At 67.4% G+C, this 26507-nt stretch carries 24 protein-coding genes; 12 read left to right on the plus strand and 12 right to left on the minus strand.

The features are described 5' to 3' along the window. Positions 1–27: 27 nt before the first annotated feature. The gene (locus OVA31_RS22690; RefSeq protein ID WP_267628782.1) at positions 28–840 is read right to left on the minus strand and encodes a hypothetical protein; all 813 of its coding nucleotides are present in this window, start codon (positions 838–840) and stop codon (positions 28–30) included. A 90-nt stretch (positions 841–930) separates the two neighbouring features. Here OVA31_RS22690 and OVA31_RS22695 point away from each other — a divergent pair, with 90 nt between their 5' ends. From OVA31_RS22695 to OVA31_RS22705, 3 genes are all read left to right on the plus strand, one after another. Continuing rightward, the gene (locus tag OVA31_RS22695) at positions 931–1761 is read left to right on the plus strand and encodes a DUF3097 domain-containing protein (RefSeq protein ID WP_267628783.1); all 831 of its coding nucleotides are present in this window, start codon (positions 931–933) and stop codon (positions 1759–1761) included. A 62-nt stretch (positions 1762–1823) separates the two neighbouring features. Beyond that, a complete protein-coding gene (locus tag OVA31_RS22700; protein WP_267628784.1) occupies positions 1824–2252 on the plus strand; it encodes an NfeD family protein in 429 nt (142 codons plus the stop codon). A gap of 7 nt (positions 2253–2259) precedes the next feature. After that, entirely contained in the window at positions 2260–3459 is a 1200-nt protein-coding gene (locus OVA31_RS22705; protein WP_267628785.1) for an SPFH domain-containing protein, read from the plus strand. A 30-nt stretch (positions 3460–3489) separates the two neighbouring features. On the opposite strand, the gene OVA31_RS22710 is transcribed toward OVA31_RS22705, so the two are convergent. The 3 genes from OVA31_RS22710 to OVA31_RS22720 all read right to left on the minus strand — a co-directional run bounded on the left by OVA31_RS22710 (position 3490) and on the right by OVA31_RS22720 (position 5568). Then, positions 3490–4083 carry a hypothetical protein gene (locus tag OVA31_RS22710; protein WP_267628786.1) on the minus strand — a complete coding sequence of 198 codons (594 nt, stop codon included), beginning with the start codon at positions 4081–4083 and terminating at the stop codon, positions 3490–3492. Beyond that, on the minus strand, positions 4080–4685 hold the full coding sequence (locus OVA31_RS22715; RefSeq protein WP_267628787.1) for a hypothetical protein: 606 nt from the start codon (positions 4683–4685) through the stop codon (positions 4080–4082). The genes OVA31_RS22710 and OVA31_RS22715 overlap by 4 nt, the downstream gene beginning before the upstream one ends. 112 nt (positions 4686–4797) lie before the next feature. Further along, positions 4798–5568 carry a TVP38/TMEM64 family protein gene (locus OVA31_RS22720; RefSeq protein ID WP_420714104.1) on the minus strand — a complete coding sequence of 257 codons (771 nt, stop codon included), beginning with the start codon at positions 5566–5568 and terminating at the stop codon, positions 4798–4800. Positions 5569–5695: 127 nt separating this feature from the next. On the opposite strand from OVA31_RS22720, the gene OVA31_RS22725 reads away from it, so the two are divergent. From OVA31_RS22725 to meaB, 3 genes are read left to right on the plus strand one after another with little or no spacing between them, the layout of a single operon-like run. Then, positions 5696–7615: a methylmalonyl-CoA mutase family protein gene (locus tag OVA31_RS22725; RefSeq protein ID WP_267628788.1), complete on the plus strand. Its 1920-nt coding sequence runs from the start codon at positions 5696–5698 to the stop codon at positions 7613–7615. Next, positions 7612–9915, plus strand: a complete 2304-nt coding sequence (gene scpA, locus OVA31_RS22730) for a methylmalonyl-CoA mutase (RefSeq protein WP_267628789.1) — start codon at positions 7612–7614, stop codon at positions 9913–9915. Before OVA31_RS22725 ends, scpA begins: the two co-directional genes overlap by 4 nt. Continuing rightward, positions 9915–10949, plus strand: coding sequence for a methylmalonyl Co-A mutase-associated GTPase MeaB (meaB, locus tag OVA31_RS22735; RefSeq protein WP_267628790.1), 1035 nt, complete (start codon positions 9915–9917; stop codon positions 10947–10949). The genes scpA and meaB overlap by 1 nt, the downstream gene beginning before the upstream one ends. Before the next feature lie 21 nt (positions 10950–10970). On the opposite strand, the gene OVA31_RS22740 is transcribed toward meaB, so the two are convergent. From OVA31_RS22740 to OVA31_RS22755, 4 genes are all read right to left on the minus strand, one after another. Continuing rightward, positions 10971–11810: a DUF5995 family protein gene (locus OVA31_RS22740; protein WP_267628791.1), complete on the minus strand. Its 840-nt coding sequence runs from the start codon at positions 11808–11810 to the stop codon at positions 10971–10973. Between the two features lie 94 nt (positions 11811–11904). Further along, positions 11905–12900 carry an ABC transporter substrate-binding protein gene (locus tag OVA31_RS22745; protein ID WP_267628792.1) on the minus strand — a complete coding sequence of 332 codons (996 nt, stop codon included), beginning with the start codon at positions 12898–12900 and terminating at the stop codon, positions 11905–11907. 65 nt (positions 12901–12965) lie between these two features. Further along, a complete protein-coding gene (locus tag OVA31_RS22750) occupies positions 12966–13685 on the minus strand; it encodes an SDR family oxidoreductase (RefSeq protein WP_267628793.1) in 720 nt (239 codons plus the stop codon). Beyond that, a complete protein-coding gene (locus tag OVA31_RS22755) occupies positions 13682–14365 on the minus strand; it encodes an isochorismatase family protein (protein WP_267628794.1) in 684 nt (227 codons plus the stop codon). Before OVA31_RS22755 ends, OVA31_RS22750 begins: the two co-directional genes overlap by 4 nt. 24 nt (positions 14366–14389) lie before the next feature. Here OVA31_RS22755 and OVA31_RS22760 point away from each other — a divergent pair, with 24 nt between their 5' ends. Beyond that, positions 14390–15967 (plus strand): (2,3-dihydroxybenzoyl)adenylate synthase, encoded by a 1578-nt coding sequence (locus OVA31_RS22760; protein WP_267628795.1) that lies wholly within the window; start codon positions 14390–14392, stop codon positions 15965–15967. A gap of 45 nt (positions 15968–16012) precedes the next feature. Here the strand turns inward: OVA31_RS22760 and entS are convergent, their stop codons facing one another. After that, entirely contained in the window at positions 16013–17308 is a 1296-nt protein-coding gene (gene entS / locus OVA31_RS22765) for an enterobactin transporter EntS (RefSeq protein ID WP_267628796.1), read from the minus strand. A gap of 352 nt (positions 17309–17660) precedes the next feature. Between entS and OVA31_RS22770 the strand changes: the two genes are divergently transcribed. The 4 genes from OVA31_RS22770 to OVA31_RS22785 all read left to right on the plus strand — a co-directional run bounded on the left by OVA31_RS22770 (position 17661) and on the right by OVA31_RS22785 (position 22237). Continuing rightward, positions 17661–17954, plus strand: coding sequence for a phosphopantetheine-binding protein (locus tag OVA31_RS22770; protein ID WP_267628797.1), 294 nt, complete (start codon positions 17661–17663; stop codon positions 17952–17954). Beyond that, a complete protein-coding gene (locus OVA31_RS22775; RefSeq protein WP_267628798.1) occupies positions 17951–19459 on the plus strand; it encodes a tryptophan 7-halogenase in 1509 nt (502 codons plus the stop codon). Before OVA31_RS22770 ends, OVA31_RS22775 begins: the two co-directional genes overlap by 4 nt. 49 nt (positions 19460–19508) lie before the next feature. Further along, entirely contained in the window at positions 19509–20777 is a 1269-nt protein-coding gene (locus OVA31_RS22780) for a cation:proton antiporter (RefSeq protein ID WP_267628799.1), read from the plus strand. Positions 20778–20911: 134 nt separating this feature from the next. After that, complete coding sequence (locus tag OVA31_RS22785; protein WP_267628800.1) at positions 20912–22237, plus strand: lysine N(6)-hydroxylase/L-ornithine N(5)-oxygenase family protein; 1326 nt, start codon at positions 20912–20914, stop codon at positions 22235–22237. On the opposite strand, the gene OVA31_RS22790 is transcribed toward OVA31_RS22785, so the two are convergent. Beyond that, positions 22234–23187 carry an LLM class F420-dependent oxidoreductase gene (locus OVA31_RS22790; protein ID WP_267628801.1) on the minus strand — a complete coding sequence of 318 codons (954 nt, stop codon included), beginning with the start codon at positions 23185–23187 and terminating at the stop codon, positions 22234–22236. The genes OVA31_RS22785 and OVA31_RS22790 overlap by 4 nt on opposite strands. Positions 23188–23226: 39 nt before the next feature. Continuing rightward, the gene (locus OVA31_RS22795) at positions 23227–24285 is read right to left on the minus strand and encodes a nucleoside hydrolase (RefSeq protein WP_267628802.1); all 1059 of its coding nucleotides are present in this window, start codon (positions 24283–24285) and stop codon (positions 23227–23229) included. Positions 24286–24393: 108 nt separating this feature from the next. Between OVA31_RS22795 and OVA31_RS22800 the strand changes: the two genes are divergently transcribed. Continuing rightward, entirely contained in the window at positions 24394–25329 is a 936-nt protein-coding gene (locus tag OVA31_RS22800; RefSeq protein ID WP_267628804.1) for a mechanosensitive ion channel family protein, read from the plus strand. A 22-nt stretch (positions 25330–25351) separates the two neighbouring features. Here the strand turns inward: OVA31_RS22800 and OVA31_RS22805 are convergent, their stop codons facing one another. Then, a complete protein-coding gene (locus tag OVA31_RS22805) occupies positions 25352–26497 on the minus strand; it encodes a thiolase family protein (RefSeq protein WP_164309646.1) in 1146 nt (381 codons plus the stop codon). Positions 26498–26507: the final 10 nt, after the last annotated feature.

Below are 26507 nucleotides of genomic sequence, written 5' to 3' on the forward strand. Positions count from 1 at the left end.
CCGTTGCGGGGTCCTCCGGCGGCGGCGTCAGCGATCGGCAGGCAGGTGCTCGACGATGACCCGATTGACCGCGGCCGCTCGGGCCGCTCGGGTGAGACCCGACAGCCGTCGGAGGCGCGAGTCCCCGGTCTCGACATGGCGCGCGGTCACGCCGAACGTGGGGGCGTGCGCCCCCGCCACAGTGATGATCGCCTCGACCTGGGCGGCGGAGTCGATCACACGGGTGGCCCGGATGTCGTCGTGCGGCGGCAAGATCACCTGATGTCGCGCGGTGAGGGCCATGAGGGTGGTGCGCAACTCGGCGCCGCCGGACCGGCCACCCGCGCTTCCGAGTCCACCGATGATCGTCGCCGTCTCCCGGATCGCCTCGCGCAGATCATATTCCACCTGCCCCAACGGCTCGGGCTGCACGATCGGCACCTCGCTGCGAAAACGATGGACGGTCCAGTGGCAGGTGTCCCCGTCGAGCGTCGGGGTCAGCCCGATGGTCGACGACGACGTGACATCACCGTGGATCAGCAGGATCTCGCCGGCCTCGAGAGCCGCGGTGGTGGCGGGATCCGGCGGAAGGCCCTGCGGGGCACCTGATGTCGGCAGCTTCACCTCAATCTGCCGGGCCCGACGGAGGACCGTCAGCAGGCCGAGTCGTGCGTCTCGGTCGCCTGCGACGTCGACGATCGCCTCGGGGTCGACGACGAGGTGTCGGCCGGCGAACTCGGACATGGTGTCGATCACGTCATCGGGCGCACAACGGCCGCCGAGCCAGGCCGCGGCCCATGCGCCCAGAGCAGAGCCCGGCCAGGCGGGTGGGCCGGAGACGAAGAGGTCGGTGCTGGTCATAGGTTTTCCACGATAGGCGAGCGGTCGGATTCCGGGAAACCCGGCGTGGCTCGAATGGTTCGCGCGGTCGACGTCCTACCGTGGCTCTCCGTGACAGATGACCGTTATGGACGTGATGTGTTGGCGAGTCCGCGGAAGGCCAAACCGCGTGCTCCCGAGGTGGCCGCCGAGCGGGACCTCGTCGTCGAGGATGCGGCCAGCGGTTTCTGCGGCGCGGTCGTCGGACTGGAGAAGAGTTACTCGGGCGACCTGGTCCGGTTGGAGGACCGGCGTGGTGCGACTCGCGTGTTCCTCATGCACCCGGCGGCGTTTCTGATCGATGGCAAACCGGTGACCCTGGTCCGCCCGCGGACCCGAGGCCCGCAGGCCCGCACCACGACCGCGTCCGGGTCCCGCGTCGCTCCCGCGGCGCGTGCCCGAACCGCGCGGGCGAGCCGGATCTTCGTCGAAGGGGTGCACGACGCGACCCTTGTCGAACGTGTCTGGGGCGCCGATCTGCGGGCCGAGGGCGTGGTGGTGGAGAGTCTCGACGGGCTGGACAACCTGGCCGCGACACTCGACGCATTCGGGCCCGCGGCCCACCGCCGGGCCGGCGTCCTCGTCGACCACCTGGTCGCCGGGTCCAAGGAGATGCGACTGACAGGATCCGTGGGGGAGCACGTCCTGGTCTGCGGACACCCGTACATCGACGTGTGGGAAGCGGTGAAGCCCGCGTCCGTCGGGATCAAGGCGTGGCCGCAGATTCCCCGCGGAACCGATTGGAAGACCGGCGTCTGTCGCGAGTTGCGTTGGGGTACACCGCAGGATGGGTGGCGGCGGGTCCTGGCCGGGGCACGTGACTTCCGCGACCTCGAGGTGGATCTCCTGAGGTCGGTGGAGGAACTGATCGATTTCGTCACGGCGGCCGCCGACGACGCCTGACACCGTGGCGCCCCGCCGTTTCGGCCGGCGGCCCGTTTCGTGATCTCTGGCACACTGGAGTCATGACCGCACTGTTGTGGTTGGTTGCCGCGATTCTCCTGGTGATCGCCGAGATGTTCGTCGGCGACCTGGTGCTGCTCATGCTCGGTGGTGGGGCGCTGGCCGCGGCAGGCGTGGACCTCGTGTTCGACCCTCCGCTCTGGGTCGACGCGGTCACCTTCGCGGTCGTCTCCGTGCTGTTGTTGGCGGTCGTCCGACCGGTCGCGCGACGGCACATGCTCAGCCGGCCGCCGGTCCTCACCAACACCGAGGCCCTCGAGGGCCGACACGCGCTGGTCACGGCGCGTGTGGACGAGCACGACGGCCGCGTGAAGATCGGCGGTGACGTGTGGTCGGCGCGTTCACTCAATCCGGGCGAGGTCATCGAACCGGGCATCGAGGTGACCGTGGTGCAGATCGATGGTGCCACCGCGGTCGTGTGGAAGGGATGACGTGATCATGGAGTACGCCGGATTGATCGTGCTGGCCCTCGTGGTGTTGCTGGTCGTGGTGATGCTGGTGAAATCCGTGGCCATCATCCCGCAAGCGGAGGCAGCCGTCATCGAGAGGCTCGGCCGCTACACCCGCACGGTGTCTGGCCAGCTGACGCTGTTGCTGCCGTTCGTCGACCGGATCCGTGCCCGCGTCGACATCCGCGAGCGCGTGGTGTCGTTCCCACCGCAACCGGTGATCACCAAGGACAATCTCACGTTGTCCATCGATACCGTCGTCTACTTTCAGGTGACCAATCCGCGATCGGCGGTCTATGAGATCAACGACTACATCGTCGGCGTCGAACAGCTGACCATCACGACTCTGCGGAACGTCGTCGGTGGGATGACTCTCGAGGAGACGTTGACGTCGCGAGATTCCATCAACGGTCAGCTGCGCGGCGTCCTCGACGAGGCCACCGGACGCTGGGGCCTGCGGGTTGCGCGGGTCGAGCTGAAGAGCATCATGCCGCCGCCGTCGATCCAGGAATCGATGGAGAAGCAGATGAAGGCCGACCGCGAGAAGCGGGCGACCATCCTCGCCGCGGAAGGCCAACGCGAGTCGTCGATCAAGACCGCGGAGGGCAACAAGCAGAGTCAGATCCTGGCGGCCGAGGGTGCCAAGCAAGCGGCGATCCTGGGGGCCGAGGGCGAGCGGCAGTCACGGATAATGCGGGCCCAAGGTGACCGCGCCGCGGCATACCTGAACGCTCAGGGTGAGGCCAAGGCGATCGAGAAGACATTCGCGGCGATCAAGGCGAGTAAACCGACCCCCGAACTGCTGGCTTATCAGTATCTCCAACAGCTCCCGGAGATGGCCAAGGGCGAGGGGAGCAAGGTGTGGGTCATCCCGTCCGATTTCGGTTCGGCACTCCAGGGTTTCGCGAAGTCCTTCGGCGTGCAGGGCGACGACGGGGTGTTCCGTTACGAACCGCCGAGCAACGACGAGCCGAGCGCCATCGACGAGTCCGAGACCGAGGATTGGTTCTCGCTGGCCTCGGATCCCAAGGTGGCACAGGCGGTCGCCGAGGCCGAGGCGGTCGCCCGGAAACCGGTCTCCCCGGAGGTGACGTCGCGGGTCGCCCGCGAACTGTCCTACGGGGTGCCGACGGATCCGCCGGTCGGAGACGCTGCGGAGGAGATGCGGTCACCGTCCCCTTCCGAGTGAGAGGTCTCTTCCCGATGTGCGGCAGGCGTCTCAATGGACGACGAGGTAGCAGACCCCGGACATCGATGCGGCCCACAGAACGGACGCGAACGTTCCCATGATGAACTGCTCGCTGGCGTGCGGCGCGCGGAGTTCGGGAAAGCGGGCGAGGCTCTTGACAGCGAGGATCACGGCGAGCCCCTCTGGCCATCCGGCGAGGAGGGTGGCCGCGACCGTCGCTCGTTCCAGATAGCCGATGACCCGGCCGCCTCGCAGCGGTCCGGACTCGGACCCATCGTCGTCGGGATGCGTTGGGGGGTCGGTGTTCTCGCCGGACTTGCGATGTGGGCTCACTCCGCCGGTCCACAGGACGACGCGCACCACGAAGCCACCGCCGCCGACCGCGGCGGCCATCGCGGCGCAGGTGGCGATCACCAGGCCCGCACCCCGCGCCGGTCCGGTGGTCGTCGCGATGATCGCTGCTGTGCCGGCGAGCGCGATCATCGCGCCTGCGGTGACGCCGTCGAGCAGCATCGCCGCCCGAGGCCGTCGGGCGACGCTGCCGACGTCGTGGCCACGGAGAACTGCGGGCACGATCGGGATCAGCGCGGCCGCGACGAACACGGCGATGGCGGCAGCGGTCACGCGGTCCCGCCTGAACTGTCGGTCATGTCTGCCCTCCTGAGGAGTTCGGTCAGCAAGATGTGGGCGTCCTCGTCCATGTCCCAGCGGGCGCTTCGCAGGCGCTGGGACATGGCCTGCGGCGTGATGCCGAGCCGGGCCGCCCCGTCGGCCTGGGTCACGCCGGTGTGCATCACCCGGACGGCTTCGGCGCCGGGTTCGCTGCGTGCGGCGACGACGTCGGCCAGCAGGCGCCCGGCGGTCTGGGCATGACGGGACCAGGTGTCGTCCGTACCCCGGATCGACAGCGGGACCCGCTGGGTCTTGGCGGAGTCCACGGCCTCTCGCGCATATTCGAACGCGGGCCCGCGGCCCGCACGTGTCGAGGAGGGGAGCGGCAGGGCCACGGGTCCCACACCGATCCCGACGCTCCAGTGACCGTCGGCGGTCAAGGTCACCGCGAGCCGCGCGACCACAGCGGCGTCGTCGGCGACGGCCTGGACCTCGTCCCCGGCGGTCCGCTCGAACGGTCGGACGAGATCGGCGTCCGACATGACGTCGAGGAGGCCGTCCACTCGATCGATGTCACGTCGACTGGCTCGTTGATCGACTGTGAGGACAAACATCGAATCACCTCCGAACATCAAGGCTATCTGCTTGATAGTCCAAGATCAAGCCCTTTGGCTTTATAGAAGCCATAGGAGTTGACGTGGGAGCCATTGCCTTGATCCGGCGAGATCAAGGGCTCTTGCTTGTCTCGATCGCTTCTCGGGAGCTGCTGACCGGCAGCCGGGCGTCGAGGATCAGGCCGATGATGCCGACGGCGAAGAAGCACGCGCTGAGCAGCAGCAGGAGTGGGTCGCGCCGCCCGGTCATGGCGTCACCGAGAAAGACCACCGCCGCGGTACCGGGGGCCATGCCGATCACCGTCGCCACGAGGTACGGGACGAACCGCACCGACGAGAGCGCCGAGCAGTAGTTCGCCACCGAGAACGGACAGGCCGCGATGAGACGCAGCGAACCGACCGCGAGCCAACCCCGCCGGCTCAGCCGGTACTCGACGGCACGGACCACCGGCTTCTTCAGGTAAGGCCGCACACGATCGCGTCCGATCGTACGGACGAACCAGAAGGCGACGATCGCGGCCACCGTCGAGGCGATCATTGCTCCGGTGAATCCGACGACCGGACCGAAGAAGATGCCGGACATCACGGTGAAGGTCGAGCGCGGGAACGGCGCGATCGTCACCACCGCATACGCGGCGAAGAAAACCCAGACGAACGACGGACCCAGACTCTCGCCCCAGGTCCGCACGCTCGCCACCGACGGCATCGGGATCAGATAGGAGCCCACCAGGACGACGGCGACGACCGCGGTCAGCAGCAGTGCCCGGCGGATCACCCGGGCATCGACACCGCGCCGCACGGGACCGGATGTGCCCGTCGCCCCGGGCTCGGTGATCGGCGACCCCGACGTGTCGTCGGGGACCGTGGGGGACTCGGTGGGCACCGCGCAATACTACGCGGGCGTGACCCGTGGGATGTGTCACGATCGGCCCTCGATGTGAGAGCCGAGCGAGCGTTCGGCTAAAGTCGGGTACGCGCTCGACCCGAGCTACACGGAGGTGTCACGCCCCATGCCGCAGACCACTGCGTCGAAATCCGATCGGTCCGACCGGTCGCTCGACGAGGCCTATCAGGCCTGGTCGGAAGCCGCTGCCGCCGTCTTGGCGAAGTCCCGGCGGTCCACTGTCGAGGAATTGCCTGCCTCGGCCGAAGAGCTCTTGTCCACCACCACTCTCGATGGACTCCGGATCCGTCCGCTGTACACACGCAGGGATGAGCACGCGGAATCCGGCCTGCCCGGCGGGTTCCCGTTCGTTCGGGGTGCCGACCCCGATCGCGACGTCACCATGGGCTGGCGGGTGACCGAGCGATTCGGTGACGATTCGACATCGGCGGCCGACGTCAATCAGTCCGCACTCGATGCCCTGTCCAAGGGCACGAGCGGACTGTGGTTGAACGTCGGCGCAGGCATCTCACCCGACGACCTGGCCGCGGTCCTCGACGGCGTCTATGTCGATCTGATCCCGGTGACCCTGGACGCGGGCGCCGAAGGCATCGCCGCCGCGCGGGCCCTGCTGTCGGTCTGTGCGGCAGCGGCAGCGAAGCCCGAGTCCATCGCGCCCACAACCTCGACCATCACCTCTCTTGGTCTGTCACCGTTGACCGCTGCCTTCTCGGGTCGCGCGAGCGTGGATACCGCGGAGGCGACCTCGCTGGCCGCAGATGTGCCGGCAGGCGTCCGGACATTCCGCGTCGACGGTACGGATTTCGCCACCGCGGGGGCCGACAACGGACTCGAGCTCGCACTGCAGATCGCGGCCGCCGTCACGCATCTACGTGACCTCACCCAGGCCGGTCTGTCGTCGGTGGACGCGCTGCGCCAGATCACCTTTGCAGTGTCCGCAGGAGACGATCAGTTCGCGACCATCGCCAAGTTCCGTGCGCTGCGCAAGGTCTGGGCACGGGTGGCCGAGGTGGTCGGCGCCCCCGAGGCCGGGGCCGCGATCACCCACGGCGTCACCGATCTGGCCATGCAGAGTCAGCGTGACCCCTGGGTCAACATGCTGCGCACCACAATCGCCTCGTTCGGGGCGGGTGTCGGTGGTGCCGATCAGGTCACGACCCTCGGATTCGACTCCGCGATCCCGGTCGGCAGCCGCACCTCGAGTGCGTCGTTCTCCCGTCGTATCGCTCGCAACACGCAGCTGCTGCTGCTCGAGGAATCCAACATCGGCCGAGTGCTCGATCCGGCCGGCGGCTCCTGGTTCGTCGAGTCACTCACCGACGACCTCGCGTCGAATGCCTGGACGGTCTTCGGTCAGATCGAATCGGCCGGCGGGTACCGCTCGGCCCTTGACTCCGGCTGGATCGCCGACCGGGTGAGCGCCTCCCTGGCGAATCGCGACGAGTCGGTTGCCCATCGCCGGACCTCGGTGACCGGCGTCAACGAATTCCCGAATCTCGACGAGAAGGCCTTGGGCTCAGACGTGGCCGACGCGACCGACGTACCGCTCGGGGCGCCGCGACTCGCGCGGGTCGGGCGTTCGTTCGAGGAACTGCGCGATCGGTCCGACGCCGTCCTCGCCGACACCGGCCGGCGACCCACCGTTCTGCTGCTACCGCTCGGATCCGTCGCGGAGCACAACGGCCGGACCACGTTCACCGCGAACCTTCTTGCCGCCGGTGGTATCTCGGTGGTGAACCCAGGACCCCTGACCGCCGACAGTATCGCCGCGGCGGTGGGAGACGCGAACACATCGATCGCGGTGATCTGCGGCAGCAAGCAGCGGTATGCCGACGACGGCGCCGCCGCGCTGCAGGCCGCCCGCGCCGCCGGTCTGCGCACTGTGCTGCTGGCCGGGCCCGAGAAGGAGTGGCCCGACGGAGACGACCGGCCGGACGGATCGCTGCGGGTCGGTATCGATGCGGTGGCGATCCTGCGCGACCTTCTCGACCAGCTGACCCATGAACCAGCGGGAGCGACATCATGACCCAGACCGAACCGAGCCCGACCAGTTCGACTGCGGACGCCTTCGGGGCGATCCCCAGTTTCGCCGACGTCGACCTGGACACGGGGGTCGCCGCCGGATCAACCTCTGGCGGATCGCCGACCGCCGACGCCGCCATCGACCGGCTGGCGAAGGCCCAGGGTCAGACCGCCGACGAGATCACCTGGAGCACACCGGAACAGATCGACGTCCGGCCGATCTACACCCGCGCGGACCGCGACGCCGTCGCCACCGACGGCGACCACCCGTATCCGCTGGATTCCATCCCCGGCGAGGCGCCGTTCGTCCGCGGGCCGTACCCGACGATGTACGTCAACCAGCCGTGGACCATCCGGCAGTACGCGGGGTTCTCGACCGCCGCCGAGTCGAACGCCTTCTATCGCCGCAACCTCGCGGCGGGACAGAAGGGTCTGTCGGTGGCCTTCGACCTCGCCACCCACCGCGGCTATGACTCCGATCACCCGCGGGTGGCCGGCGACGTCGGGATGGCCGGTGTCGCCATCGACTCGATCCTCGACATGCGGCAACTCTTCGACGGCATCGACCTCGGGTCGGTCTCGGTGTCGATGACCATGAACGGTGCGGTGCTGCCGATTCTGGCGCTGTACGTGGTGGCCGCGGAGGAGCAGGGGGTGCCGCCGGAGAAGCTCGCCGGGACCATCCAGAACGACATCCTCAAAGAGTTCATGGTCCGCAACACCTACATCTATCCGCCGAAACCATCGATGCGGATCATCTCCAACATCTTCGAGTACACCAGCCAGAAGATGCCCAAGTTCAACTCGATCTCGATCTCCGGCTACCACATCCAGGAGGCCGGGGCGACGGCCGACCTGGAATTGGCGTACACCCTGGCCGACGGTGTCGAGTACATCCGGGCCGGGCTGGACGCGGGTCTCGACATCGACAAGTTCGCACCCCGCCTCTCGTTCTTCTGGGGCATCGGCATGAACTTCTTCATGGAGGTCGCCAAGCTGCGCGCCGCGCGACTGCTCTGGAGTGAGCTCGTCGCACAGTTCGAGCCGACGAACGCGAAATCGCTGTCCTTGCGCACACATTCGCAGACCTCGGGGTGGTCCCTGACCGCTCAGGACGTCTTCAACAACGTCGCACGCACCTGTGTCGAGGCGATGGCGGCCACGCAGGGCCACACGCAGTCGCTGCACACCAACGCCCTCGACGAGGCGATCGCGCTCCCGACGGACTTCTCGGCCCGCATCGCCCGCAACACGCAACTGTTGCTTCAGCAGGAGTCCGGCACCACGCGCCCGATCGATCCGTGGGCCGGCTCGAATTACGTCGAATGGCTGACGCATCAGCTCGCGGAGAAGGCGCGTGCGCACATCGCCGAGGTCGAAGAGGCCGGCGGCATGACACAGGCGATCAACGAGGGACTGCCGAAGCTGCGGATCGAGGAGGCTGCCGCCCGCACCCAGGCCCGGATCGACTCCGGCCAGCAGCCTCTCGTGGGCGTGAACAAGTACCGGGTCGACGTCGACGAGGAGATCGAGGTCCTCAAGGTCGAGAACTCCAAGGTGCGCGCCGAGCAGCTGGAGAAGCTGAAGCGGTTGCGCGCCGAGCGCGACGAGTCGGCCGTGCAGGCGGCGCTCGCCGACCTGACCCGCGCAGCGGGCTCGGACGACGGTGGCCTCGATAACAATCTGATGGCCCTGGCCATCGAGGCGGCTCGTCATCAGGCCACGGTCGGCGAGATCTCGGACGCGATGGAAAAGGTCTATGGTCGCCATCAGGCAGAGATCAAGACCATCAGCGGGGTGTACCGACATGAGGCGGGCGAGGTGAGCAACGTCGACGCGGCGACCGAGATCGTCCGGCAGTTCGGTGAGGCCGAGGGCCGTCGTCCGCGGGTGCTGGTCGCGAAGATGGGGCAGGACGGCCACGACCGGGGGCAGAAGGTGATCGCCACCGCCTTCGCCGATCTGGGATTCGACGTCGACGTGGGCCCGCTGTTCGCCACCCCGGAGGAGGTCGCCGCGCAGGCCGCGGACAACGACGTGCACGTCGTCGGCGTCTCCTCGCTGGCCGCGGGTCACCTGACGCTGGTGCCCGCGCTGCGACAGGCACTCGAAGATGTCGGCCGTCCCGACATCATGATCGTGGTCGGCGGCGTCATCCCTCCGGACGACTTCGCCGAGCTGCACGAGGCCGGCGCCGCGGCGATCTTCCCGCCCGGAACCGTGATCGCCGATTCCGCAGTGGAATTGGTGACGAAACTGGCCGCCGGCCTGGGGCATGAGCTGGCCGGCGTCGCCGGCGAGTGATGGGCGATCAACCCGCAGGTCCGGCCACGGCGGCGCGGAGATCGATCGATGTCGACGCCCTCGCGGCGGCGGTTCGGGCCGATCGGCGTTCCGACCTCGCCCGGGCCATCACGCTCGTGGAGTCGGCCCGGCCGGATCATCGCGCGGCCGCCCAGAAATTGCTGCTGCGCCTGACCCCGCACGCGGGGAACTCGTTCCGGGTCGGGATCACCGGGGTGCCCGGGGTGGGGAAGTCGACCACCATCGAGGCACTCGGGATGTACCTGATCGAGCAGGGGCACAAGGTAGCAGTGCTCGCGGTGGATCCGTCGTCGACGCGCACCGGCGGCTCCATCCTGGGCGACAAGACCCGGATGGGGCGCCTCTCGATGTCCAAGGATGCCTACATCCGCCCGTCGCCGACCTCCGGAACCCTCGGCGGGGTGGCCAAGGCGACCCGCGAGAGCATCGTGCTGCTCGAGGCAGCCGGATTCGACGTGGTCCTCGTGGAGACGGTCGGGGTCGGCCAGTCCGAGGTGACGGTCGCGAACATGGTCGACACCTTCACGTTCCTGACGCTCGCCCGTACCGGGGATTCGTTGCAGGGCATCAAGAAAGGCGTCCTGGAACTCGCCGACGTGGTGGTGGTCAACAAGGCCGACGGTAAGCACCTCACCGAGGCCAAGGGGGCGGCCCGCGAACTCAAGAACGCGCTGCGGTTGATCTATCCGCACGACGCCCTGTGGGTGCCACCCGTGCAGACGATGAGCGCGATCGAGAACGTCGGCGTCGCCGAGTACTGGGACGCCGTACTCCGCCACAAGCAGACCCTCACCGACGCCGGGCAGTTCGCGGCCCGGCGCAATCAGCAGCAGATCGACTGGACGTGGGCGATGGTGCGCGACATCGTCCTGTCGCGCCTCGGCGAGAGTCCAGAGGTCAAGGGGATCCGCACCGAGGTCGAACAGCAGATTCGGTCGGGCGACCTGACGCCCGCGCTCGCCGCGCAGCGGATCGTCGACGCATTCGACGGCCGTCCGACGTCGTCGTCGTGAGCGGCGCGCCGCCGATCCGGATCAGTCGAGCTCCATGACGATCCGGGACGGCGACGACGCGACCTCGTCGAGCACCCTGATGTTGTGTGCCACATCGCGACTCTCGCGACTCGCCACCTCCACCACCGCGCGGTCGAGCACGCCGATCAGACCGGGCGGATCGAAGACGAGGGCGGACTGACGGGCCACCTGCAGGTCGCGGGCCGTGATGGTCGCGCGCCGGAGGAAACCCGGTTCCAGTGCCAGCACGGTGGCGAAGCGCCAGGCGCTGTCGCGGAATCCCTTGATCGCCCCGTTCAGCAGAAAGATCTGGTGTCGCGCAAAGGTGGCGTAGATGTCCGCCAGGGCAAGGGAGAGGTCGTTCAGGTCCTCCACCACACCGTTCAGCTGACCGGCCAGGACCGCATTGACGGTGTCGAAATCCCTCCGGAGTGACGTCAGATGCCCGCGGCCGGTCGACTCCACAGCGGCGATGCCGAGATCGAGGACGATATGGCTGTTGATGCCGGACAGCATGTGCTGCAGGATGATCGGATCAGATCGGTCGGCGCCCGCGAACGTGGCTCGCCACGATCGGGTGGGTTTCGGGAACTGGTCGGGATGGAAATGGCCGTTCACGGCGTCGAGATACCGGGACGCGAACACAGCGTCGAATCGCTCCATCCGCGGACCATCGTCGAAGACGCCGTCGTCGATGGCGACGCCCACGGCAAGGGTGATGCGTTTGTAGAGGGCCGCAAAGTATCCCAACCGGTTCGATTCGCGGCCCGACCACGCGATGATCGTGTCGATCGCCGCCACCACCTCGTCGATGGTGTGGGCCGGTGGTAGCGGCGGCGGTGGAATCGGTCGGCGCGGCATACGTCGATTCTGAACGCCCGTTCCCCTCGACGACATGGTGGACCGACAATTCATCTCCTGGGATGACGGCGTCGCGGCGCCGGCCGAGCTGATGTCAGAGTCGTTGCGCCACCGGGTTCAGCAGATCGATCACATACCCGACCGACGGGGCGCTGGGCACACCGAAGGCAGGTGCGTTGTCGTTGGTCAGATAGACGACGGTGTCGTTCTCCACGGCTGTCAGGCCGTTCCAGCCCGAGACCTTCTGATAGGCCGAATCGTCGCCGAGGGTCCAGGCGACCAAGAGATCCGAGTCGAGCAGATCGATGCGTTCCGAGGAGATCCGCGATCGGGTCACGGTGCCGGTGTGCTCGGCAGCCAGCTTCGGATTCAGTGTGAACCCCAGCTGCGCGAGGAGGCCGGCGGCGGGATCCTCCACCGAATTGATCGCGCCGACATCGCCGGTCGGCTGGAACTGGGCGAAGGTGAACGTCTTGCCGGCGGCGTTCGGGTGGTCCGACCTGAACCTCGTGATCTTGTCGTTCGTCCCGTCGACGAGATCATCTGCGGCCGCATTCTTGCCGAACATCGTGCCCGTGGCCTGGGTGATGTCCTCCCAGGTGTCCACGGTGGCGCCCTTCTTCATCACCGGGATGGTCGGGGCCAGCGCGCTCAGCCGGTCGTAGTTCTTCTGGCCACCGGTGTACCCGGCGAGGATGAGATCGGGTTTGTATGCCGCCACCTTCGAGATGTCGAGGGCTGCCATCGATCCGACGATCTCGACCTCGGAATCGTGTTCCGGGGTCCACGCGAATCGATTGTTCGGTCCCGAATAGCCCTGCTCGGCGAACTGCGCCGTGATCGGGATGTCCAGGGCGGCAAGGGTGTCGGTCCAGTTGGAAGCCAGGCTGATCACGCGCTGCGGGCGGTGCTCGATCGACGTGGTGCCGTACTGGTGGTCGATCGTGACCGGGGTGTAGGCGACGCTGCTGTCGGTGCTGCTGTCGGTGCTGCTGTCGTCGGCGGGCGCCGAACACGCCGCGACGAGCGAGACGAGGGCGGCGGTCACCACGACCACCAGGGCTTGTAATGCGAAACGCAGTTTCTTCATGGGCTACCGATCAGTCTGGGAATCGTCGAGGGAAGAGGAAGTCGTTGTCGTGGCACGCACTTGCATCACATGTCCAATGTCGCGCCACCGTCGACACGCAGGTCGTGCATGGTGACATGCTGGGCCGCGTCCGAGGCCAGAAAGACGACGGCAGCAGCGATGTCGGCGGGCTCGGCGATGCGCTGCAACGGTATGCCGAGCCGATATCGATCGGGGTCACCCGCCAGCACCGCGTCCCGATCGGTCGGGGACGACCACATGCCGCGGAGCATCGGGGTGTCGGTGGAGCCCGGTGAGACGATGTTGACGCGAAGCCCACTGGAGGCGCTTGCCAATCCGACGCTGCGCGCATAGGAGGTCGCAGCGGCCTTGGACGCCGCATACGGTGCCATCTCGGCGCGGGGCGTCGCAGCCGCATTGCTGGAGATGACCACGGCGCACCCACGACCGCGCTGCGTCATCGCCGAGACCGCCGCGTCGAGGACATGTCTCACACCGCCGGCGTTCACAGCCATGCAGCGGTCCCAGTCGTCGGTCATGACACCTGCAGCGGTGACCACGAGGTCCACCGGTCCTGCTGCCTCTTCGTATGCGCGCCAGGCCGTTTCGACGGCAGACCGATCGGTGACGTCGACCGGACGGATGCCCGGACCGCAGACGTCCCACCCGTCCACCTCGGCGCCGGCGGCCCGGAGGGCACCGACGACGGCGCGACCGATGCCACCGTCCGCGCCCGTGACAACCGCCCGGCGGCCCGCGATGCCGGCGACGCTTGCGTCGATCACCGCGCCGATCCGGTTGTCAGTGATTCGGTGGGTGCGGCGTCGGCGGCCGCCGTCGCCTGCACGGCCTCGACGACCTCGTCGGTGGTCACCACGAGCCCGGCGCGCTTGCCGATGTACTCGGCCGCCATCTCGTGCTCCTCGCGGGTGAAATCGCCCATGGCATCGACGACGAAGAACGGTGCGACGTCGCTCATGAAGGCCTCCGTGGCGCTGATCATGCATCCCATGTGGGCGTACACGCCCACGACGATCAGCTGGTCGCGTCCGTGATGGCCGAGCAGTTGGCGGAGGTCGGTGCGCTGGAAGCCGGAATAGCGCCACTTGGTGACCTCGATGTCGCCGAGGCGTGGGTCGAGTTCCGGGATGATCTCCTCGTCGCGACCCGCGTCGAGCCCGGCGCCCCAGAAGTCGGCGAGGATGCCACGTCGCGAGGGATGCTGGTCACCCGGCTGGGCCGTGTAGACGACCGGGACCCCGGCACGTTGGCACGCCTCACGGATCCGGACCATGTTCGGCAGCGCCGTCGCCATCGGTTCCTGCTCCACCTCGTAGGCATCGATGAAGTACCGCTGCATGTCATGGATCAACAGCGCGGTGCGCGGGGCCTCGAGTGTCCAGTTCACGCGACGGGGGAACGGTCCACGGGGAATCTGGTAGGGGTTGATTGAAGGAATCGCCACTCCATTAGGGTAGCCTCACCTTCTATGGATGTTTCGCCATGGCCCCCCGAACTCGCCGATCATTACCGTGCCCAGGGCTTTTGGCGCGGAGAGACCTTCGACGACATGCTGCGCTCGCTCGGTGGCGACCCGGCGACCGGGCCGCGGATCGCGGTGGTGGACGCAGACCGTCGACTCACCTATACCGACCTCGACGATCGGGTCGGTCGACTCGCGGCCGGTCTGACGGCGTTGGGCATCCGCCCGGATGATCGCATCCTGCTGCAGATCCCGAACCAGGTTGCGTTCGTCGAAGCCGTGTTCGCCGTGTTCCGGGCGCGTGCCGTCCCGGTGTTCGGGTTGCCCGCACACCGCGAGGCGGAACTGGTCGGGATCGCACGCTCCGCGGGGGCGGTGGCGATCATCTCGCCGCGTGCCCACGAGGGCTTCGACCATCGAGCGCTCGCCGAGACCGTTGCGGCGCAAGTGGATTCCGTCCAACACCTCGTCGATGTCGACGATCTCGAATCGCTCTTCGACGAGCCGATCGATCACGGTCGCGCCGATCCGTCCGACCTCGCATTCCTGCAGCTGTCGGGTGGCAGCACCGGCATCCCGAAACTGATCCCGCGCACCCACGACGACTATCTCTACAGCGTGCGGCGCAGCAACGAGATCTGCGGGGTCACCGCGGACACGGTCTACCTGGCGACACTCCCGGTCGCCCACAACTTCCCGATGAGTTCGCCGGGCATCCTCGGGGCCCTGAGTGCCGGCGGGACGGTTGCGCTGGCCGCGTCCCCGACACCGTCGGTCGCCTGGGAGCTGGTGGAGCGCGAACGGGTGACGATGACCGGACTCGTGCCGCCTCTCGCGCGGCTGTGGACCGAGACGGCGGAACGGGGCACCGCGTTCGACATCTCGTCGCTGGACACCATCCAGGTGGGCGGCGCCCGCTGTCCGGACGAGCTGGCCCGCCGGATCGGCCCCGCCCTCGGCGTCACCCTTCAGCAGGTGTTCGGGATGGCTGAGGGGCTGGTCTGCTACACGCGCCTCGACGACCCGATCGACGAGATCTGCACGACTCAGGGGCGACCGATGTCCGATGCCGATCAGCTGCGCGTCGTCGACGAGGACGGCGAACCGGTGGACGTCGGACCCGGGTTCCTGGAGACCCAGGGCCCGTACACGATTCGAGGGTACTGGGCCGGTGCGGGCAAGGATTCGTTCGCGCCCGACGGCTGGTATCGCACCGGTGACGTCGTCGAACTGAATGAGCACGGCAACCTGGTGGTCCGCGGCCGTGGCGGCGACCGGGTCAACCGTGGCGGCGAGAAGGTGTCGGCCGAGCAGCTCGAAGAACAGTTGCTCGCGCATCCGGGTGTGTGGGACGCGATCGTCGTCGCCGTCCCGGATCAGTACCTCGGCGAACGCACCTGTGCCTACGTCATTGCGACCGATCCGGCCGAACCGCCGAATCTCGCCGTGATCCGTCGGTTTGTCCGCGACGCGGGCCTCGCCGAATGGAAACTGCCCGACACCGTCACGGTGGTGGAGGAGTTCCCGGAGACCGGGGTGGGCAAGGTGAGCCGCAAGAAGCTGCGTGCCATCCTCGCCGGGTAGCGGCGACCGGGCCGCGTTCCGCGGATCGACCGGGGTGGCGCGGGCTCAGCTCACCGCGTGCTCGGGTGCGGGTTCTCGGCGCACGCCGACCAGCGACCGCAGGGTCAGCGCCGCGATCAGCGACAGTACGACCATCACGATCCCGTAGTAGACGATGGCCTCCGACGCCACCCAGATGGTGCCGAAGGCACCGGCGACCAGCGCGCCGACGGTGACGCCGCCGACCTCCTGCGCCATCCAGATCCCGTTCACCCGACCCAGCAGCGGTCCGGGCGTGTGGTGCTGGATGATGGAGTACCGCAACACTTCCTGGATGGCCTCGATGAAGCCGATCACCAGGAGCAGCGCGAGGGCGAGCCACGCCACCGGGGCCAGTCCGAAGAAGATCTGCACCACGAACGCGGCTGTCAGCGCGGTCACGAGGATTCGGCCGGGGCGTTGTACCGACGCCAGCCAGCCGCTGGTGAGCGCGGCGATCATCGCCCCGGTCGCGACCGCGGCGTAGAGCAGGCCGGTGGCACGTGCGTCACCGTCGAAACGCTCGGCGACCAACGCAGGGAGCAACGCGACCACGCCCGCGCCCACCATGGCCAGGACGCCCACGATCATCACCCCGGACACCACCCGCTGCTCGAGGATGAAGCGGACGAACGACGGGGGTGTGGTCGCCGACGGCTCGCCGTCCTCCGGCGCGGGCTTCGGTGGCGCGCCGACGACGGGCGCGGTCGGGGGCATCGACGGCAGACCGATCAAGATCAGCACCGTGGTGGTCGCGAGGCAGGCGGCGACCACATAGGCCCACTCGACGCCCGCGCCGGCGATGATGAATCCGGCGATCCCCGGTGAGACCGCCGTCCCGACACGTACGGTCAGCGCGCTGAGTGCGCCGACCGCGACGAGTTTGTCGCGCGCGATGATGGTCGGGACCGCCGCCATCAGCGCCGACGACGAGAGGGCGCCGATCAGGCCGTCGAAGCCCGCCAGCCCGTACAACACCGCAACCGACGGGGTTGCGGCGACGGCCCCGAATGCGTTGACAGCCAGTCCCGCGAACGCCAGCGCCGCCGCACCGCGGCCGATCAGGATGAGCCGTTTGCGGTCGAATCGGTCGGCCAGGGACCCGCCGACGATCATGCCCACGAAGGTGGTGATGCCGGTGACCGCCGTGGCCGCACCGACCTGGGCCGACGATCCGGTCAGGTCGAACATCTGCACCGGCACCGAGACCAGCAGCAGGCCGATACCGATGAGTGAGATGAGCCGCGCCACGAAGATCCGCCGGAACGGCTTGCTCTCCCGCAGTGGTGAGATGTCGATCAGGAGGGACCGCGGGCCGTTCATGCGTGGCACTCCGATCGGCGGGTTCGGTTGGCCTGCATCCGAATTCCTTCCTGGCTGGCGAGCATGTCGGGAAAGGGCGGAAAACGTCGTGCTCGGCGTCGGTGACGGACGCCACTCGCCGGGGTCCATGTTCGACGGCGGAAACGTAGCTTAGCCTACCCAAGCTTGGAAACGTTGAATCAGTCCGTTCATCCCGCTCGAAAGAGATAGGCGCTCGCCGACCGCTCCCGAAGGAAGGTTAGCCTAAGCAATGTCATCGTTCCTCTGCAGCGTTCGGCAACCGCCGTGCGAGATCTGCGAGGACCCGCAGTAGAGGCCATCCCACCGATGGCGGAAATGAGGAGATCACCGCATGACGACGAATGGCTCGACACTCACCAGGGAAGGGATCATCCGCGACATCGCCGAGATCCTGCAGATACCCGTCGAGGAGATCGGCGACGACACCAACGTCCTCGACGTCGGTCTCGATTCGGTCCGGCTCATGTCACTGATCGAACGCTGGCGGGCCGCCGGAGCGGTCAAGGCCGACCTGGTGGCATTGGCAGCGGATCCGATCGTCGGCGCGTGGGTTCGGGAGCTCGCAGCGGATCCGGAGCCAGACGCGGCTTCGGCGACCGGAGCCACCGAGGGGGTAGAGAGATGACCTCCGCCCCGATCGAGACTGTGGACGTCGTCGTCGTCGGCGGGGGTCCGGGTGGTTCGACCGTGTCCACGCTGCTGGCCAGGAGTGGACACCGCGTCGTGCAACTCGAGAAGGAGTCGTTCCCGCGCTACCAGATCGGGGAGTCGTTGTTACCCTCCACGATCCACGGTGTCTGCCGACTTCTCGGTGTCGACGACAAGATCAAGCAGGCCGGCTTCATGCACAAGCGTGGCGGAAGCTTTCGCTGGGGCACGAACCCGGTGCCGTGGAACTTCCTCTTCGCCATCTCTCCCGAATTCGCCGGCGAGGGCTCGTATGCGTACCAGGTCGAACGCATGAAGTTCGACCAGATCCTGCTCGAGCACGCCGCCGAGTCGGGTGTCGACGTGCGACAGCAGTGCCGGGTCAACGGCACCGAGCGGGACGAGACCGGACGGGTGGTCGGCGTCCGGTACGTCGACGCCGAGCGCGGTGAGCACCATGTGCGTGCGAAGTACGTCGTCGACGCCTCCGGAAACACCACCCGACTCTCCAAGTACGCAGGCGGAGAGCGGGTCTACTCCGATTTCTTCCAGAACGTCGCGATCTTCGGCTACTTCGCGAACGGCAAGCGGTTGCCCGCGCCCGATTCGGGGAACATCCTGTGCGCGGCCTTCGACGAGGGCTGGATGTGGTACATCCCGCTGTCGGACGACCTGACCAGCGTCGGCGCCGTCATCGCGAAATCCGCAGCGGACCAGCTCAATGCGCAGGAGGAGACACTTCGGGGTTACATCGACCGCTGCGCCCTGGTCAAGGACATGCTCTCCGACGCCACCCGCGTGACCGAGGGGACCTACGGCGAAATCCGGATGCGCCAGGACTATTCGTATGCCAACACGCAGTTCTGGGGCAACGGGATGGTGCTCGTCGGTGACGCGGCCTGCTTCATCGATCCGGTGTTCTCGACCGGCGTACACCTGGCCACGTACGCGGGGGTCCTTGCGGCACGGTCGATCAACAGCGTGCTCGGCGGTGCGATGTCCGAGGAACGCGCGTTCGGGGAGTTCGAGGGACGTTACCGCCGCGAGTACGCGGTGTTCTACGAGTTCCTGTCGGCCTTCTACGACATGGAGCAGTCCGAGGACTCCTACTTCTGGAAGGCACGCAGGGTCACCAACCTCGACCGTTCCGACCTGGCGTCGTTCGTGTCCCTGGTGGCCGGTGGATTCTCCGGGGAGAACGTGCTCACCGACCCGGACCAGGTCGTCGCCAAGTTCAGCGCATCGACCAGGGCGTTGACCGAGGCGACCGAGAGGACCGGCGGGATGGACACCGACTCGGGACAGCGGATGGGCCACATGTTCAGTGCGCCGGTCGTCCGGGACGTGATGGAGGAGATGAACGCCTTCCAGGCGCGCGGAGCCGCGGGGGACGCCTCCGTCGAACCGCCGCTGCTCGACGGAGGGCTGGTCCCGTCCGCCGACGGGCTCGCCTGGGTCGAGCCCGCAACGGTCGACGCGTGATCGACTCCGGGCCGGATCGGCGGCCGGTCGAGGGAGGCCGTCGAGTCGAATGATGCTGACCCAGCTGGCGATCATCCTCGCTGTCGCGCTGTCGGCGGGGATGATCGCCCGACGGATGGGCCTGCCGGCCATGGTCGGCGAACTGCTGGCGGGTGTCGTGCTCGGCCCGTCGCTCCTCGGCTTCGCTCTGCCCGGTGCCCAGGAGTGGCTCTTCCCCGATGACGGTGCGCCGTCGGCACTCGTTGCGGGGATCGGGCAGTTCGGCATCCTGCTGCTGGTGGGACTGGCGGCCACTGAGCTCGACGCCGGGCTGTTGCGGAAGCGGGTCAAGGTCGTGTCGTCGGTGAGCGCATGGTCGTTCGCCATCCCACTCATGCTCGGCATCGGGGTGGGGATCGTCGTCCCGGAACACTTCCGGGGTGCCGACACGTCCGTCGCCGAGTTCGCGCTGCTGCTGGGCGCGGCCATGTCCCTGAGCGCCATACCGGTGATCGCGAAGATCCTCACCGACCTCGATCTGCTGCGCCGGGAGATCGGGCAGATCACCCTTGCTGCAGGCACACTGAGCGACGTCGGAGCGTGGATGCTCGTCGCGGTGGTCTCCGCGATGGCGACGGTCGGTCTGCGGGGATGGCAGCTGCCGCTCACGATTGTCTGTCTGCTGGCGCTCATCGTCGCGACCTCCGTGCTGCGGCCGGTGGTCCATCGCATCCTCGATCGTCTCGAATCCTCTTCCCAGCGTGAGTATGTCAACACCGTCGTGGTGATCCTGATCATCGGCGGCGCGGCACTGACCAGTGCTCTGCACCTCGAGGCCGTGCTCGGCGCGTTCTTCGCCGGTGTGCTGGTGGGCAGGCGAGGGGGCGCTGTGCTCGAGCCCCTGCAGAGCGTCACCGCGACGGTGCTGGCACCCGTGTTCCTCGCGACAGCCGGACTGCACCTGGATCTCACCGAATTGGGTGAGCCGGGGGCCGTGCTGCTCGCGATCGTGATCCTCGGGATGGCCACGGCCGGCAAGATGCTGGGCGCCTACATCGGCGCCAGGGTCGTGCGGGTGGGTCACTGGGACGCGCTGGCCCTGGGCTCCGGGCTCAATGCACGCGGCGTGGTCGGGATCGTCGTGGCGACCGTTGGACTTCAACTCGGGGTGTTCGACGACACGGTCTACATGGTCGTCATCCTGGTCGCGCTCGTGACCTCGATCATGGCCGGACCGATGCTCGTCCACACAATCCGTAGGAGCGGTCTCCCCTCGGATCGGCCGACGGCGACTCCGGCGGAGGAGGGGGATTCATCCGAATCCCCCGAATTAGGATAGTCTTACCTTCTGTCCGCGTGTGGCGTACGTGTCACACGGTGTCGGGACGATCGGCCAGGCCGGGACACGTGTCGCCGCACGACGCAGTGTCACAGAACGGCGCACTGTCACAGAACGACGCAGAGGAGTAGCTCTTGTCCAGTGACCATTCCCCGTTGGTCGATGTGGTCGGCATCGGGTTCGGGCCGTCGAATCTGGCCCTGGCCATCGCGATCGAGGAACACAATCTCTCCGCCGGGTCGCACGAGCAGGTGACCGCACGCTTCTTCGAGAAGAAGGACGCCTTCGGGTGGCATTCGGGCATGCTCCTGCCGGGCACGACGATGCAGGTCGCCTTCTTGAAGGATCTGGTGACGCAGCGCAACGTCCGCAGCGCGTACACCTTTCTCAACTATCTCGCCGAGCGCGGACGCCTGACCCACTTCATCAACCGGCAGGACTTCTTCCCGCTGCGGGCCGAGTTCCACGATTACCTCGGCTGGGCGGCAGATCGGGTCGGCATCCCGGTCGAATACTCGGCCGAGATCACGTCTGTTCGATGGTCCGACGATCACTTCGAGGTCGTCTCGCCCACGCACGGCATGATCCGGGCCCGGAACGTGGTACTCGGCGGCGGTATCCGCGCGAAACTGCCCGCCGGGGTCACCGCGGGACCCCGCGTCTTCCACAATCATCGGATGCTGGCGCATTTTGCCGAACTGCCGAGCCGGCCCAACGGTCGTTTCGTGGTCGTCGGGGCCGGCCAGAGCGCGGCCGAGGTGGCGGCGTACCTGCATGACGAGACCGGCGCGGAAGTCCACGGGGTCTTTGCCAAATACGGCTACACGCCCGCAGATGACAGTCCGTATGCGAACCGGATCTTCGATCCCGAGGCCGTCGACGAGTACTTCGCCGCCGACGCGGCATGGCGCGACCGCCTGATGCAGTACCACCGCAGCACGAACTACTCGGCAGTCGACCCGATCCTGATCGAAGATCTCTACCGACGCGAATACACCGAGCGGGTCAGCGGCGAGCGACGGATGTTCGTCCACGGGGCATCGGAGGTGGTCGAGCTCACCGAGACCGCAGACACCGCCCGGGTCCGCATCGCCCACCGGCTCACCGGGACCGAGACCGTCCTCGACTGTGATGCCGTAGTCTTCGCCACCGGTTTCGAGCCGACATCGCTGACGGAGATGGTGGGCGATCTGGCCGCTCGCTGCCGAGAGGACCGGCACGGTCGTCCCGTTCTCGATCGCCACTACCGCGTCGAGACCACCGACGACATCACCGGGCAGATCTTCGTGCAGGGGAACTCCGAGCACACGCACGGGCTCACCTCGACACTGCTCTCCAATGTGGCCATCCGGTCCGGTGAGATCGTTCGGGCGATCGTCGACGACCGCGGGCTGGTCGGGGCGATGCCCGGCCAGGCGTCCCGCGGCACCGTGTACGAGACGACGCCCGGGCCGAACTAGCCGCCGATCAGCGGGGCGAGGGTCGAGCCCAACAACGAGACCCGCCCCGGCACATGGCCGTTGGCAGGAGCGTTGACGGTGATGCCGTCCACACCGGTCGCGAGGAGCTCTGAGAACCGCGCACCCACCTCGTCCGGGTCGCCCACGATGGTGTTTGCCCGACGCACTTCGGCTGCAGGATTGCGCTCGAGATACGACTCGAATTCGGCGACGGCCTCGTCGTGCGTCGGCGCGATACACGCCGACGTCTGCAGGCTCACGGTGATCTCGGAGCGGTTGCGGCCCAAGCGGTCACAGTGCCCGGCCAGGGCGTCCAGCTTGCGGCCGATATCCTCGACCGCGCAGATGAGATTCGATTCGTCGGCGTACTGGGCAACCATGCGCAGTGTCTTACGCTCGCCGCCGCCGCCGATCATGACCGGGATCTTCGACAGTGGCGCAGGCACATTGAGCGCATCACGGACTCGATACCAGGTGCCGTCGAGGCTCGGCTTGTTCCCTTCGAGCATGCCGAGGACGATCTGCAGCGATTCCTCGAGTTTCTCGAATCGATCGGTGAAGGTGCCGAACTCGTAGCCCAGTGCGTCGTGCTCAAGCTCGAACCAGCCGGCGCCGATACCCAACTGGGCACGCCCGCCCGAGACCACATCCAATGCCGTGACGGTCTTGGCGAGGAGTGTCGGGTTGCGATAGGTGTTGCCCGTCACGAGTGCCGACAGCCTGACCCTCGACGTGTGCTGGGCGAGGGCCGAGAGCAGGGTGTAGCACTCGATCATCGGTTCGTCGGGAGTGCCGAGGATGGGGAGCTGGTAGAAGTGATCCATCACCAGCACGGTGTCGAATCCGGAGTCCTCGGCCTCGACGGCCTGCGCGACGACGGTGGGGAAGAGGCGATCCGCGGTGACGCCGGGATAGGTGAAGTTGGGGATCTGGTAGCCGAGTCTGGTCACGTCTCGAAGCTACGCCTGGAATACCCGGCACGCAGGCGTTCACATTCGCGCGGCAATCCCGCTGCCCGAATTGTCCGATGGTGCATATGATCTCGCATAGGAGCCGATCGTGTCGATCAGGTCGTCGAACACTGCGTCGACATCGGTCGCGGTGGCGATCCGCGCATTGGGTTCCCCGGTCATCGACCGTTCGTCTGCGACGGTCATCCCGCGCGTGTGACGCCCGATCAGCTCGACGTCGACGCGCGCGGGGATCGTCGTCACGATGTCGGGCGCCAGTGCGACCATGGCCGCGAACGGGTCGTGGAGATGGGCGATGTAGCCCTCGTCGTGGATGTGATGGAACTCGAGGTAGAAGCGCATCGCGTCCATCAGATGCCGGATCAGCACATTGTCTGAGACCGACCGCAGGCCTGGCTCGTCGGTGGGATCGGGGCACTCGACGGGGCTACTGCCTGCCGTCGCGGCGAGCCGGACGAGGTGATCTGGCGTCATCGCCACCGACTCGGTGAGGTCGAGTGGGCAGACGATGGGTGGTTCCGTACCGTCGCGCCCGAATGCGGCGAACACCTCGGCGGCGGCTTCGGGATCCACCGCGACATTCCACTCCGAGGTCGGCGTGGTGTTCCCGTGCACGTGGAACGCGCCGCCCATGATCACGAGTCGGGCCAGGCGGGTGGGGAGCGCGGGGTCGCGCCGGATCGCGGTCGCCAGGGACGTCAACGGTCCGGTCACCAGTCCGATCAGCTCGCCCGGGTGTGCCGTCGCCGCCTCGATCCAGGCATCTGCGGCGTCGAGACGACTGGCCGGTTGGGTGGCGGGTGGGAGCTCGGCGTACCCGATGCCGAGGGGGCCGTGGGTGTCCTCGGTGGTCATCAGTTCGGCCGTGAGTGGTTCTGGCGAGCCGGTGTGCACCGGGATGTCGGTGCGTCCGCACAACTCGAGCCACGCCAGATTGTTGGCGGTGACCACGTCGACGGGCACATTGCCCGCCGTCGACACGATGCCGACCAGGTCGACATCGCGGCGGCCGAGGAGATAGAGGAGGGCGAGCGAGTCGTCTATGCCGGTGTCGCAGTCGAGGATGAGGCGGGTCACCGTTCCATTGTGGACCGCACCGTGAGATTCGACGCACTCTGTACCCGACGCTCCGGTTGACAGCGGTCCGGACTGGACATGACCGATCACATCCGTACGGTCGTCACCATGACAGCTCAAACCCTCGCCTTCGAATGGACGGAGACAAATCGCGAGTGGATCATCGAGACCCCGATCCGCATCGTGACGTACATCGTGGTCGCGCTGATCGTGCGGTACTTGCTGCACCGCGCGATCGATCGGGCCACCAGGCGACCCAAGACCGATTCCGGAAACCCGGATCAGAAGAAGCCCGCGTTGCTGCGTCACCTGCGGGAACGGACTCCCGCCGCCGCGCGTAACCCCGCGGTCGCCGAGCGCAGGGCCCAGCGGGCGAAGACGATCGGCTCCGTCCTCAAGTCGACGGTGTCGATCATTCTGCTGGTGTGGGTCGTGCTGTCGATCCTGAGCGTTCTCGGGGTCAACATCGCGCCGTTCATCGCGTCGGCCGGTGTCGTCGGCCTGGCCATCGGTTTCGGTGCGCAGAACCTGGTCAAGGACTTCGTGTCCGGTGTGTTCATGCTGCTCGAGGATCAGTACGGGGTCGGTGACATCGTCGACCTCGGTGAGGCCATCGGCGAGGTCGAGTCGGTGGGCCTGCGCATCACCACGGTGCGCGACCTCGACGGCACGCTCTGGTACGTCCGCAACGGTGAGATCGCCCGGGTCGGCAACATGAGCCAGGAGTACGCGGTCGCTCGGGTCGAGGTGCCGGTCGCCCTGACCGCCGATCTCGACCGTGCCCAGGAGGTCGCGCTCGAGGCTGCCAACGAGGTACTGGCCGACGAGTCGGTGGCCGCCGACGTGCTGGGCGTCCCCGAGATGCTCGGCATCCAGGAGGTCGCACCCGACATGGTGGTTCTGCGGATGACGCTGAAGACCAAGCCGAACGCACAGTGGTCTCTGCAGCGCCGTATCCGTCGCGCAATCTTGCGCAGTTACGACGCGAACGACATCGACCTGCCGTATCGCAACGGGATGGCTGCGATGACGACAGGTCGATGAAGGACTGTCCGCGTCGGAGTCCTCAGAGCGAGACGATCGTGGCCGAGGCGGTGCCCGGCGCGCCGTAGACCTGGGCCAGCCCGACCCGGGGTGACCCGGGCACCTGTCGGTCGCCTGCTTCGCCGCGCAGCTGACGCACGAGTTCGTGCATCTGACGGAGCCCGGACGCGCCGATCGGCTCGCCGTTGGCGATCAGCCCGCCGTCGGTGTTCACCGGGATCGAGCCCGTGATCTCGGTCGCGCCGTCGGCGAGCAGCTGCTCCTGCTCCCCGTCCTTGCACAGACCGGTCTCGGCCATGTGGATGATCTCGGCACCGGCGTCGGTGTCCTGCAACTGGGCGATGTCGACGTCCTCAGGCCCGATACCGGCCCGCTCGTAGGCCGCGCGTGCCGCGTAGACGGTCGGCGACACGTCCTCCTCGATCGGTGCGGAGGTGGCGTGCACCTCGTAGGCGCCGTAACGACGTGTACGGATCTCACTGGCACGCAAGAACACCGGTTTGTCGGTGAACTTGTGCGCGATGTCCCCGCGGCACATGATCACCGCCGCCGCGCCCTCGTCGGGCGAGCAGAACATGTACTGCGTCAGCGGGTAGTTGACCATCGCCGAATTCAGGATCTGGTCCGCGGGGATCGGGGTGCGTCGGAACGCGTTCGGATTCCGCTCGCCGTTGCGGAAGTTCTTGGCCGCGACCTCGGCGAGGGTGGCCTGCGAGATGTTGTGGTCGTGAATGTAGCGGTTGGCCTTCATCCCGAAGAACTTGGTGGTGAGGAACTGCCCGTTCTGCGCGTACCACTGGGGCAGAGCCAGCTTGGCCGGGTTGTCGGTGAACGCCCCGCGCGGGTGCTTGTCCATGCCGACCGCGATCCCGATGTCATAGGTGCCGAGGCGGATGGTGTCGGCGGTCTGCTGGATGGCGCTGGCCGACGTGGCGCACGCGTTGAACACGTTGGTGAAGGTGATTCCGGTCAGTCCGACCAGGCGGGTGACGGCATCCGGATTCGAGATCTCGTAGCTTCCGCCGAAGCCGAATTGGATGTCTTTCCACTCGACACCGGCATCGCCGAGCGCGAGCTGGATGGCCTCGGCGCCCATCTGCATGGCGGTCTTGTCGAAGCGACCGAAGGGATGGAGGCCGACGCCGATGATGGCTACGTCGTTGGTCATTGGGTTCCTC

This window comes from Gordonia sp. SL306, from assembly GCF_026625785.1.
Classification (GTDB): Bacteria; Actinomycetota; Actinomycetes; order Mycobacteriales; family Mycobacteriaceae; genus Gordonia.

What these genes read in the sequence shown, in the direction of transcription:
- OVA31_RS22745 (WP_267628792.1), bottom strand. Translation starts at nt 12,900, where the DNA reads ATGAAGAAACTGCGTTTCGCATTACAAGCCCTGGTGGTCGTGGTGACC.
- OVA31_RS22700 (WP_267628784.1), top strand. Translation starts at nt 1,824, where the DNA reads ATGACCGCACTGTTGTGGTTGGTTGCCGCGATTCTCCTGGTGATCGCC.
- OVA31_RS22725 (WP_267628788.1), top strand. Translation starts at nt 5,696, where the DNA reads ATGCCGCAGACCACTGCGTCGAAATCCGATCGGTCCGACCGGTCGCTC.
- OVA31_RS22770 (WP_267628797.1), top strand. Translation starts at nt 17,661, where the DNA reads ATGACGACGAATGGCTCGACACTCACCAGGGAAGGGATCATCCGCGAC.
- meaB (WP_267628790.1), top strand. Translation starts at nt 9,915, where the DNA reads ATGGGCGATCAACCCGCAGGTCCGGCCACGGCGGCGCGGAGATCGATC.
- OVA31_RS22705 (WP_267628785.1), top strand. Translation starts at nt 2,260, where the DNA reads ATGGAGTACGCCGGATTGATCGTGCTGGCCCTCGTGGTGTTGCTGGTC.
- OVA31_RS22805 (WP_164309646.1), bottom strand. Translation starts at nt 26,497, where the DNA reads ATGACCAACGACGTAGCCATCATCGGCGTCGGCCTCCATCCCTTCGGT.
- OVA31_RS22775 (WP_267628798.1), top strand. Translation starts at nt 17,951, where the DNA reads ATGACCTCCGCCCCGATCGAGACTGTGGACGTCGTCGTCGTCGGCGGG.
- OVA31_RS22690 (WP_267628782.1), bottom strand. Translation starts at nt 840, where the DNA reads ATGACCAGCACCGACCTCTTCGTCTCCGGCCCACCCGCCTGGCCGGGC.
- scpA (WP_267628789.1), top strand. Translation starts at nt 7,612, where the DNA reads ATGACCCAGACCGAACCGAGCCCGACCAGTTCGACTGCGGACGCCTTC.
- entS (WP_267628796.1), bottom strand. Translation starts at nt 17,308, where the DNA reads ATGAACGGCCCGCGGTCCCTCCTGATCGACATCTCACCACTGCGGGAG.
- OVA31_RS22800 (WP_267628804.1), top strand. Translation starts at nt 24,394, where the DNA reads ATGACAGCTCAAACCCTCGCCTTCGAATGGACGGAGACAAATCGCGAG.
- OVA31_RS22780 (WP_267628799.1), top strand. Translation starts at nt 19,509, where the DNA reads ATGATGCTGACCCAGCTGGCGATCATCCTCGCTGTCGCGCTGTCGGCG.
- OVA31_RS22740 (WP_267628791.1), bottom strand. Translation starts at nt 11,810, where the DNA reads ATGCCGCGCCGACCGATTCCACCGCCGCCGCTACCACCGGCCCACACC.
- OVA31_RS22715 (WP_267628787.1), bottom strand. Translation starts at nt 4,685, where the DNA reads ATGTTTGTCCTCACAGTCGATCAACGAGCCAGTCGACGTGACATCGAT.
- OVA31_RS22760 (WP_267628795.1), top strand. Translation starts at nt 14,390, where the DNA reads ATGGATGTTTCGCCATGGCCCCCCGAACTCGCCGATCATTACCGTGCC.